The organism is Brevundimonas sp. (assembly GCF_035561115.1).
In the GTDB taxonomy this organism is placed as follows: Bacteria; Pseudomonadota; Alphaproteobacteria; order Caulobacterales; family Caulobacteraceae; genus Brevundimonas.
In genome coordinates this window covers 1-9,680 of record NZ_DATMYH010000074.1, presented here as the reverse complement: position 1 = coordinate 9,680, position 9,680 = coordinate 1, and the positions used below count along the sequence as shown (strand labels likewise).

The following is a 9,680-nucleotide window of genomic DNA, read 5'->3' as shown; positions in this document are numbered from 1 at the left end:
GGCCGGGGGGGGGGCGCCGGCGCCCCTCCACCGCTTCGCGGTCCCGTCGTCCGATCGCCGCCGGCGACCGTTCCTCCACCCCATCGGCTTCGCCGACAGGGAGGAGACAAGGGATCTAGTCGTGCCCGTGCCCGTGCCCGTCCGTCTCCGCCTCCGTCGCACCCGCGGCCCAGCCCTCGCCGCCGGTCTCCGCGAACCAGAACGGCGCGCGGGGCCGCTGACGCGGGGCGACCTCGTTCATATGGGTGTCGTACACGCGGCCGTTGGCGATGGTCCAGGCGATCGAGGTGGTGTTGCGGATGTTGTCCAGCGGGTTGGCGTTCATCACCACCATGTCGGCCAGCTTGCCGGGCTCCAGCGAACCCAGGTCCCGGTCCAGACCCAGCGACCGCGCGCCGTTGATCGTGCCGGCGCGGAGGGCGTCGATGGGGGCCATGCCGCCGAGGGCGAGGCTCCACAGCTCCCAGTGGGCGGCCAGGCCCTCGCGCTGGCCGTGGGCGCCGATCGAGACGCTGACGCCCTGTTCCGACAGGCGCGCCGCCTCGCGCGCCACCGAGATGTGGTTCCATTCGTTGTCCGGCAGGGTCACCGGGCGGCGGGCGCGGGCGTCGAGGATGCGGCGCGGCACATACTGCGTCAGGATCGGGTGATCCCAGACCGGGCTCTCCTGATACCAGTAGTTCTCGCCGTAGCTGCCGCCGAAGGCCACCACCAGGGTCGGATTGTAGGCCGTCTCCGTCTGGCGCCACAGCTGGTGCACGTCGTCGTACATGCGGGCCAGGGGGATGGAGTGCTCGACCGTGGTGTGGCCGTCGACGATCATCGACATGTCCTGGTGGAACAGGGAGCCGCCCTCGGGGACGACCATCATGTTCAGCTGGCGGGCCGCCTCGATGATCTGCTGGCGCTGGTCGCGGCGCGGCTGGTTGTAGCTCTTGACGCTCCAGGCGCCGGCCGCCTGCATGCGGCGCAGGGTCGACAGGGCGTCGTCCAGACTGTCGATCTTCACCGTGCCGGCGCTGGTGGCGCCGTAGAGGATGGAGCCGGTCGAGAAGATGCGCGGGGCGACGACGCGGCCGGCGCGGGCCAGCTCGCTGTGGGCGAAGATCTCGCTGGTGTCGCTGGAGGGGTTGTGAATGGTGGTCACGCCGAAGGCGAGGGAGGCGTAGTCGACCCAGCTCTGCTCCGGGATGACCTCGTCCGACCCCATCGAGCCGTGCCAGTGGGCGTCGACCAGACCGGGCATGATGGTCTTGCCGGCCATGTCCATGACCGGGACCCCGGCGGGGACGGGGGTGGTCGCGGCCGGGCCGATGGCCGCGATGCGGTTGCCGTCGATGATGACGACGCCGTTCTCGATGACCTCGGCGCCGTTCATGGTGATCAGCCGGGCGCCGGTCAGGGCCATGCGGCCCTCGGGCCTGTCGGTCACGGCGCTGAAGCCGATGTTGATCCCGTGCTCGTCCGGCTTGGGCAGCTCGTCCGGGGCGCCGTCGACGAAGGCGAAGGAGCGGTTCAGGTCGCGGGTGAACAGCTCGGGCCCCTGCGACCAGTGCAGGCGGCGGCTGTCGCCCGACCAGCTCAGCCATTCGCCGGAGTCGCGGGTGACCCGGGCCTGGGGCAGGGACTTGCCGTCGGGGGCCAGGGCGACCGGCCGTCCGGCGGCGACGAAGGGGGCGACGTATGCGTTGAACCGCTCGGTCCAGCCGACCCAGTTTCCGTCCGGCGAGACGGCGAACTCGCTGGCCCATTCCGAGGTCAGGTGGGTGCGCGGCTCGTCGCCGTCGAGGTCGACCGAGATCAGGGTGCGCTTGTCGCCGTCGCGGCCGGTCAGGAACAGGCGGTCGCCGTCGGCCCCGAACTGCGGGCCCTCGCCGTCGTCGGTGACGTGGACCGGCTCGCCGCCCGCCGCGGGGATGCGGTAGACGCCCGGGTCGCGGCTCCACAGGGCGGTGGTCAGGAAGCCGTCGCTGACGGTGCGATAGACGATGGTCCGGCCGTCGGGGCTGAAGGTCGGCTCGACGTAGTGGCCGGGGTTGGGGGTGACGACACGTCCGGCGCCGCCCGAGGCCGGGACGACGCGGACGGAGCCCAGGTCCTGGTCGTCCCAGGTCGTATAGACGATCGAGCGGCCGTCGCGGGACCACGACGGATAGAGTTCGAAATGATCGCTCTGGCGCGTCAGCCGGCGCGGCGTTCCGGTCGGCAGGTCGCGGATCCACAGATTGCCCAGCGCCTCGAACACCACCTGCGACCCGTCGGGCGAGGGGCGGGCCCAGCGGAGCATCTTCACGTCGAACCGGTCGGGCGCGGCCTCGACGGGGAAGCGGACGGTGTCCTGCACCCGGCGGGTGTCGGCGACGTGGAAGGGGATGTCGGTCACGGCCTGGCTGGCGACGTCGACGCGCTGGATGCGGCCGGCGGCCCAGAAGACGATCGAGCGGTTGTCCGGGGTCCAGCTGATCCCCGGATAGACGCCGTGGATGGCCCAGGTCTCCTGCATGTCGCGGTCGAGGGCCGAGAAGACCGGGGTCTCGCGCCCGGACTCGATGTCCATGACGTACAGGGTCGACTGGTAGCGGACGCGCCGGATGAAGGCGATCGACTTGCCGTCGGGCGAGGGCGTGGGCCGGATCGAGCCGCCCGGGCCGGTGATGTAGGGATCGATCTCGCCCGTCTCGCGGTCGAGGCGGCGGATGATGTAGATCTGGGTGTTGGGGTCCTTGCTGTATTCGAAGGTGTTCCCCGGCGTGGCGTCGTCGCTGAAATACAGATAGCGGCCGTCGGGCGAGAAGGCGGGCTCGCCCGTGTCCTTCTGCTGCGTGCGGCGCTCGGTCATCTGCACCCCGCCGCCACCGCTGCGATGGTACATCCACAGCTCGCCGGCCCCCAGCGACCGGGCCGAGGTGAAATGCTTGCGGGCGACGATGAACTGGCCGTCGGGCGACCACTCCGGCTGGTTCAGCAGGCGGAAGGTCTCTTTCGACACCTGGGTCGGGTTCGACCCGTCGGCGTCCATGATCCAGATGTTGTCGCCGCCGCCGCGGTCCGAGGTGAAGGCGATGTGGCGGCCGTCGGGCGACCAGCGCGGCTGCATGTCCCAGGCCACGCCCGAGGCGATGGCGCGCGCCTCGCCGCCTGCGGCCGGCATCACATAGATGTCGCCCAGCAGGTCGAAGACGAGGGTCTGGCCGTCGGGGCTGACGTCCAGCGACATCCAGGTGCCGCGGGTGACGTCGATGGGAATGTCGCGCGACGGCCCGGGCGGGTTCTGCACATCCCATTTCGGCGCCGCGTCGTCAGCCGCATCGGCGGCGGGCTCCGCTGCTTCGGGCGTCGCCGCAACCGCGACCGGAGCCGGCGCCGGAGTCTGGGCCCAGGAGGGACCGGCGAACGCCAGCGAGGCGGCCGTAGCCAGGAGTGCGCGCTTCATTCTGTATTCCCCGGGGCCGGACAGCCTCACCGCCCGCGTACGGCCGCGTCCTCGCCGAACCCCAGAGAGCATTTCCCGGGGGGCGAAGTCCAGTCATGCAGCCGGCCTGCGGCGGCGATCCAGCGTGAACTCTTTGTCATGCGGCGGCAGGTTGTGGACGCCCGCCGCCTGAGTCATGGTCCGCGCGGAATTCAGGTGGGGAACAAGCGAATGCGTATCCGTGCGATGTTGGCCGGCGTGGCGGCGGCGGGCCTGATGGCCTTTCCTGCAGCGGCCCAGGACGGCCAGTATGGCGAGCAGCTGACCCGCATCGTCACCGAGGCCGCGAGCGGAACCTGCCTCGACGCCCTGATGGCGCCGTCCCTGCTGGACGCCTGCAACGCCCAGATCCAGGCCATGGCCCCGGCGCTCAGCGCCATGGGGGCGATCGAATCGATGACCTTCGTCAGCGCGCAGGACACCGCCGAGGGCCGGGTCGAAACCTGGGCCGTCAAATTCGCCGGCGGCCGGACCATGAACTGGGTCATCGGCCATCTGCAGGACGGCAAATTCAGCGTCGTCGGCTCGGCGGGCTAGCGATATTGACCAGCCTGACGGCCATCCTCCTCGCCGGTCTGATTGCGGCTCCGACCGGCCCGCAGACGCCGCCGATCTTCCAGCCCGGCGCGCCGGGCGCGGCCGCGCGGATCATCACCCCGGGCGAGGCGGTGGCCCTGAGCCGCTCGACCTTCACCGCCGCCGACGTCGCCTTCATGCAGCACATGATCGTCCACCACGCCCAGGCGGTGGAGATGGTCGATCTGCTCGAGACCCAGGGCTCCAGTCCGGCGGTGAAGCTGATGGGCCGCCGCATCGCCCTGAGCCAGCAGGCCGAGATGGACATCATGCGCGACTGGCTGACGCAGCGCGGCCAGCCGCTGGAAATGGCCGGCATGGCCCACGCCGGCATGGATCATTCCGGCCACTCGGGCCACGCCATGCCGCCGTCCGACACGCCGGTCATGCCCGGCATGCTGTCCCCGGCGCAGATGCAGGCCCTCGCCGCCGCCCGCGGCCCCGCCTTCGACCGCCTGTTCCTCGAGGGCATGATCCGGCACCACCAGGGGGCCCTCGACATGGTGGACGCCCTGCTGGCCACGGACGACGCGGCCCAGGACACGCTGCTGTCCGACTTCACCACCTCCGTCGTCTCCGACCAGTCGGCGGAGATCCTGCGCATGCAATCCCTCCTGTCAGACCTCTGAACCCGCACCCGAAGGACCGGTCCATGAACGTTCGCAGCACCCTGCTCTCCACCGTCGCCGCCCTCGGCGTGCTGATGACCGCCGGCCTCGCCGCGGCCCAGGCCCCCGCCGCCCAGGTCATCCAGGCCGACGCCCGCAGCGCCCTGACCGGCGGCCTGCACGACGCCGGCCAGCTGGCCTCGGGCCTGACGCTGGAATACTCCGTCGCCCCGCCGCCCGGCTTCTTCGACGCCGAGGCCCTGTTCGCCCCGCCCCGGAACCAGGCCGAGGCCGAGGCCTTCCAGGCCCGCATGCGCAGCAATCCCCGCTATGGCCCCCTGGCCCTGGCCAATACCGACATGGCCCTGTCCGACGGCAAGCTGTTCGTCGGCAATTTCAACGGGTTCAACGCCTATGACGTGTCCAAGGGCGGCGCGCCCGAACTGGTCATGTCGGTGGTCTGCCCCGGCGGCCAGGGCGACGTCTCCATCCATGGCGACCTGCTGTTCATGTCGGTGGAAGAGAACCGCGGCCGCCTCGACTGCGGCACGTCGGGCGCGGCGGGCGACGTCAACGCCGAACGCTTCCGCGGCGTGCGCATCTTCGACATCAGCGACCTGAACGCCCCGCGCCAGATCGCCGCCGTCCAGACCTGCCGCGGCTCGCACACCCACACCCTGGTGCCGCACCCGACCGACCCGCGCAAACTCTACGTCTACAACTCGGGCACCTCGAACGTGCGCAAGACCGAGGAGCTGGCCATCTGCACCGACGGCCAGCCCGACCAGAATCCCGACACGGCCCTGTTCTCGATCGACGTCATCGAGGTGCCGCTGGACCGGCCGCAGGACGCCGCCATCGTCAACCGCCCGCGCATCTTCGCCGACAGCCAGACCGGCCGCGTCGCCGGCCTGTGGCGCGGCGGCGCCGCCGGCATCGCCAGCCAGCGCACGGCCCAGACCAACCAGTGCCACGACATCACCGTCTATCCCGAGATCGGCCTGGCCGCCGGCGCCTGCAGCGGCAACGGCATCCTGCTGGATATCTCGGACCCGCGGAACCCGACCCGGGTGTCCGACATCTTCGACCCCGACATGGCCTACTGGCACTCGGCCACCTTCAACAACGCCGGCGACAAGGTCGTCTTCACCGACGAGTGGGGCGGCGGCATCGGCGCGCGCTGCCGGGCCGAGGATCCCTCGACCTGGGGCGCCGACATGGTCGCCACCATCGAGAACCGCACCCTGCGCGGCCGGGCCTTCCACAAACTGCCCTCGGCCCAGGGGTCCGACGAGAACTGCGTCGCCCACAATGGCATGATCGTTCCCGTCCCCGGCCGCGACCTGATGGTCCAGGCCTGGTACCAGGGCGGCGTCTCGATCATGGACTTCACCGACGCGACGAAACCCGTCGAGATCGCATACTTCGACCGCGGCCCGGTCGAGGCGGGCAAGCTGTACGTGGCCGGCTCGTGGTCGGCCTACTGGCTCAACGGCCGCATCTATTCCAGCGAGATCGCCCGCGGCCTCGACGTGCTGAAACTGGCCCCGAGCGAGCATCTGTCGGCGGCCGAGATCGCCGCGGCCGAAAGCGTCATGGCCGACACCATCAACCCCCAGACCCAGACCCGCGTCCGCTGGCCCGACCACCCCGACGTGGCCCAGGCCTACCTCGACCAGCTGTCGCGCGCCCCGGCCGCCGACGCCGCCCTGCTTGCGCAGATCCGGGCGGGCGTCGACCGGTGGCGGACCAGCGCCGACGACCGCAGCGGCGCCTCCGACCTGGCCGCGGCCCTGGCCGCGGCGGCGCAGAAGGAAACCGGCACGATCGCCAAGGGCCGGCTGACGGCGCTGGCGGAGATGTTCCAGCGGCGGGCGGGGTAGGGGGCGGCCGGTTGAAGGGACTCAACCACCCCTTCAACACGCATTCCCGCAAGGTCCGGCCCGTCCCCGTCATCCGGGCATCCCGTCTTCGCGGGCGGCCGGTGTTTTCAGCCGAGGGATCGCCGCCGACCGGGTCAGGGTCCGCGGAAGTCGGACCGGACGCGGCGTGAAGCCGCCGCTGACGGCCGCCTGCCGGAACGACGACGGAACACCCTTCCGACCACGGACGTTGTGTCCGGGAACCGAAAGAGTGTCCCATGCACAAGCTTGTCCCCCTCACGACGGCCCTCGTCCTCGCACTCGCCGCCCCGGGCGCCGCCCAGGCCCAGGATCACGGCAACGGGCACGGCAGGGGCCAGGCCGGCCATGACGACGGCGGCAAGCAGGACGGCGGCAAGCAAGACGGCGTCGACGACCGCGGCGACCGCGGCCGCGGCGAAAACCGGGGCCAGGCCCGCGACGACGATCCCGGCCAGGGCCCGGCCCAGACACGCGCCGCCGCGCGGGCTGCGGAGGTCCGATCCGGGCGAGCCGTCGAGGCGCTCCGCAGCGTGCGCGACAGAGGCGCCGGCGAGGACTCCCGCCCGAACGCCGGCGAGCTGCGCCGCGAGGCGGTGCGTCAGGTGTTCCAGACCCGCGACGGCCGCCCCGTGGTCTATTTCCAGCCCGAGCGGGACCGCGGCCTGATCGCCGGCTGCCCGCCCGGACTGGCGAAGAAGAACAACGGCTGCCTGCCGCCGGGACAGGCGCGCCAGATCGCCCGCGCCGCCGGCGCCGACCGCTATGAGTCCCTGTGGCGCCGGGCCGGGGACGAGTCCCGCTACCGCTACGAGGACGGCTATCTGTACCGGATGAGCCCGCAGGGCTCGCTGCTGGGCTATCTGCCCGTGCTGGGCGGGGCGCTGGCGCCCGGGGCCGTGTGGCCGTCGCAATACGCCTACCAGCCCGCGCCCGACTACTATTCCAGCTATTTCGGCCTGCCGCAGGGCCGGGACTACCGCTACGCCGACGGCGCCCTGTACGGGGTGGATCCGCAGACGCAGAGGATCAGCCAGATCGCGGCCCTGCTGACGGGCCAGACCCCGTCCGTCGGCCAGCCCCTGCCGGCCGGCTACGACGTCTACAACCTGCCCTATGCCTACCGGGGCCAGTACGCCGACAGCGCCGACGCCATGTACCGCTACAACGACGGCTATGTGTATCAGGCCGACCCGAAAACCCAGCTGGTGACCGCCGTCATCCAGCTGCTGACCTGATCCGGAGCATGACCATGAGACCGACGATGCGCCATGCGCTGACGCCCCTCGCCCTGCTGATGACGCTGGCCGCCTGCGGCGACGGCGCCGACGCCGGCAAGGCCGGAGAAGCGGCCGGGGCCGCCGCGCCCTCGAACCGGACCGTCGCGGCGACGCTGAAGGACGACCGGTCGTTCGGCACCCTGGAACGGGTGCTGGACAATGCGGCCCTGGGCGACGTGCTGGCGGGCAAGGGCCCCTATACGGTGTTCGCCCCCTCGGACGCCGCCTTCGCCGCCGCGGCCGGCGACCTCGGCGACGAGGCGATGAAGGCCCAGGGCGCCGCCATGCTGCGGGCCCATATCGTGCCGGGGGCGCTGACCCGCGCCGACATCGTGGCCGCCATCGACCGCAACGGCTCGGGCGCCGCCGAGATGCGCACCATGGCCAACACCCTGCTGACCTTCTCGAAGGAGGGCGACGCCGTGATCGTCTCGGGCGACAACGGCGCCCGCGCCCGCCTGACCGGCGGCGAGACCGTGGCCTCGAACGGGGTGGTCCAGCCGGTCGACGGCCTGCTGGTCGGGCCCGCGCCGGCGGCGGCGGCGGCGGCGAACCAGCAGCATTGACCCGGGCCCCGGCGCAGCCGACAGCTTCGGCCTTGCCCGCCGCCGAGGACGTCCGCCATGCCCGCTGAAGGAAAGGCCCCGCGCCTCGCCGTGCTGATCGACGCCGAGAACGCCTCGGCGCGGATCGCCGAGGCGCTGTTCACCGAGATCGCCACCCTGGGCGAGGCCTCGGCGCGGCGCATCTATGGCGATTTCGCCAGCGCCCAGATCGCCGGCTGGACCCGGGTCCTGGCCCGCTACGCCATCCAGCCGCAGCAGAATTTCGCCAACACCAAGGGCAAGAATTCGGGCGACATCGCCCTGGTCATCGACGCCATGGACCTGCTGCACTCCGGCCGGTTCGACGGCTTCTGCCTGGTCTCGTCGGACGCCGACTTCACCCGCCTGGCCTCGCGCATCCGCGAGGAGGGCGTCGACGTCTTCGGCTTCGGCGAGCAGAAGACGCCCGAAAGCTTCCGCCAGGCCTGCACCCGCTTCATCTACACCGAGAACCTCAGCGCGCCCGCCACCGCGGACGCGGCGCCCGCGGCGGGCCGGCGGACGGCGGGGACGGGGCCCGGGGCGGCTCCGGCTCCAACGCCGGGCAAGCGCAAGCCGGCCGAGGCGGCCCGGCTGATCGCCACGGTCATCGCCGACATGGACGAGGACGGCGACGGCTGGGTCACGGTCAGCGGCCTCGGCGACCGGCTGCGCAACGCCTATCCCGACTTCGACCAGCGCACCTATGGCTACGCCAAGCTGTCGGACCTGATCCGGGGGACCGGGCGGTTCGAGGTCCAGACCGGATCGGGCGGCGCCATGCGGATCCGCGACAAGGCCTAGGGTCAGCGCGCGCCCAGCAGGTCGGACCAGCGCCAGCTGCTCTCGCCCAGCGCCAGCCGCGGCGCGCCCGGCCCGTCGGCGAAGGCGATGACCGCAAGGCCGCGCATCGGCTGGGTCCGGCATTCGCGCGGCGCGAAGGCGACCTCCAGGGCGATGGCCTGACGCACCCCGGCCAGGCCCTTGCCCGTCTGGGTCGGGTCCTGGATCCAGTCGCCGTCCCACACCAGGATGGCGCGGCCCGAGGCGGGCATGGCGCGGTGGGCCTGGGTGACGGCCGCGCGCACGTCCGGGTCGGCCCGCAGCGCGTCCTGCAGCCGGCGGACCATGTCGCAGGCGCCGCCGGTCCCGGCGCCCGCGCCGCCGCCGCCGCCCGATCCCGAACCGGCGCCGGCCCCCTGGCCCGTCCCGGCCTTGAGCGCGCCGGCCAGCTGGGCTTCGCCGATGACGGCCATGGG

The 9,680-nt window shown here is 72.0% G+C and carries 7 protein-coding genes and 1 pseudogene; 6 read left to right on the top strand and 2 right to left on the bottom strand.

The window, feature by feature from the left end:
* Positions 1-115: 115 nt before the first annotated feature.
* The gene (locus tag VN378_RS09605) at positions 116-3,433 is read right to left on the bottom strand and encodes an amidohydrolase family protein (protein WP_325743268.1); all 3,318 of its coding nucleotides are present in this window, start codon (positions 3,431-3,433) and stop codon (positions 116-118) included.
* Positions 3,434-3,643: 210 nt separating this feature from the next.
* On the opposite strand from VN378_RS09605, the gene VN378_RS09600 reads away from it, so the two are divergent.
* The 6 genes from VN378_RS09600 (at position 3,644) to VN378_RS09575 (ending at position 9,225) form a co-directional block, all read left to right on the top strand.
* Positions 3,644-4,009 (top strand): hypothetical protein, encoded by a 366-nt coding sequence (locus tag VN378_RS09600; RefSeq protein WP_325743266.1) that lies wholly within the window; start codon positions 3,644-3,646, stop codon positions 4,007-4,009.
* A gap of 5 nt (positions 4,010-4,014) precedes the next feature.
* Positions 4,015-4,677 (top strand): DUF305 domain-containing protein, encoded by a 663-nt coding sequence (locus VN378_RS09595; protein ID WP_325743264.1) that lies wholly within the window; start codon positions 4,015-4,017, stop codon positions 4,675-4,677.
* A gap of 23 nt (positions 4,678-4,700) precedes the next feature.
* Positions 4,701-6,539, top strand: a complete 1,839-nt coding sequence (locus VN378_RS09590; protein WP_325743262.1) for a hypothetical protein — start codon at positions 4,701-4,703, stop codon at positions 6,537-6,539.
* A gap of 257 nt (positions 6,540-6,796) precedes the next feature.
* Positions 6,797-7,795: a hypothetical protein gene (locus VN378_RS09585; RefSeq protein WP_325743260.1), complete on the top strand. Its 999-nt coding sequence runs from the start codon at positions 6,797-6,799 to the stop codon at positions 7,793-7,795.
* Positions 7,796-7,809: 14 nt separating this feature from the next.
* A complete protein-coding gene (locus tag VN378_RS09580) occupies positions 7,810-8,403 on the top strand; it encodes a fasciclin domain-containing protein (RefSeq protein WP_325743258.1) in 594 nt (197 codons plus the stop codon).
* A 57-nt stretch (positions 8,404-8,460) separates the two neighbouring features.
* Positions 8,461-9,225 (top strand): NYN domain-containing protein, encoded by a 765-nt coding sequence (locus tag VN378_RS09575; protein WP_325743256.1) that lies wholly within the window; start codon positions 8,461-8,463, stop codon positions 9,223-9,225.
* A 2-nt stretch (positions 9,226-9,227) separates the two neighbouring features.
* Here VN378_RS09575 and VN378_RS09570 read toward each other — a convergent pair.
* Positions 9,228-9,680 (bottom strand): annotated as a pseudogene (locus VN378_RS09570) (hypothetical protein); the annotation flags it as partial.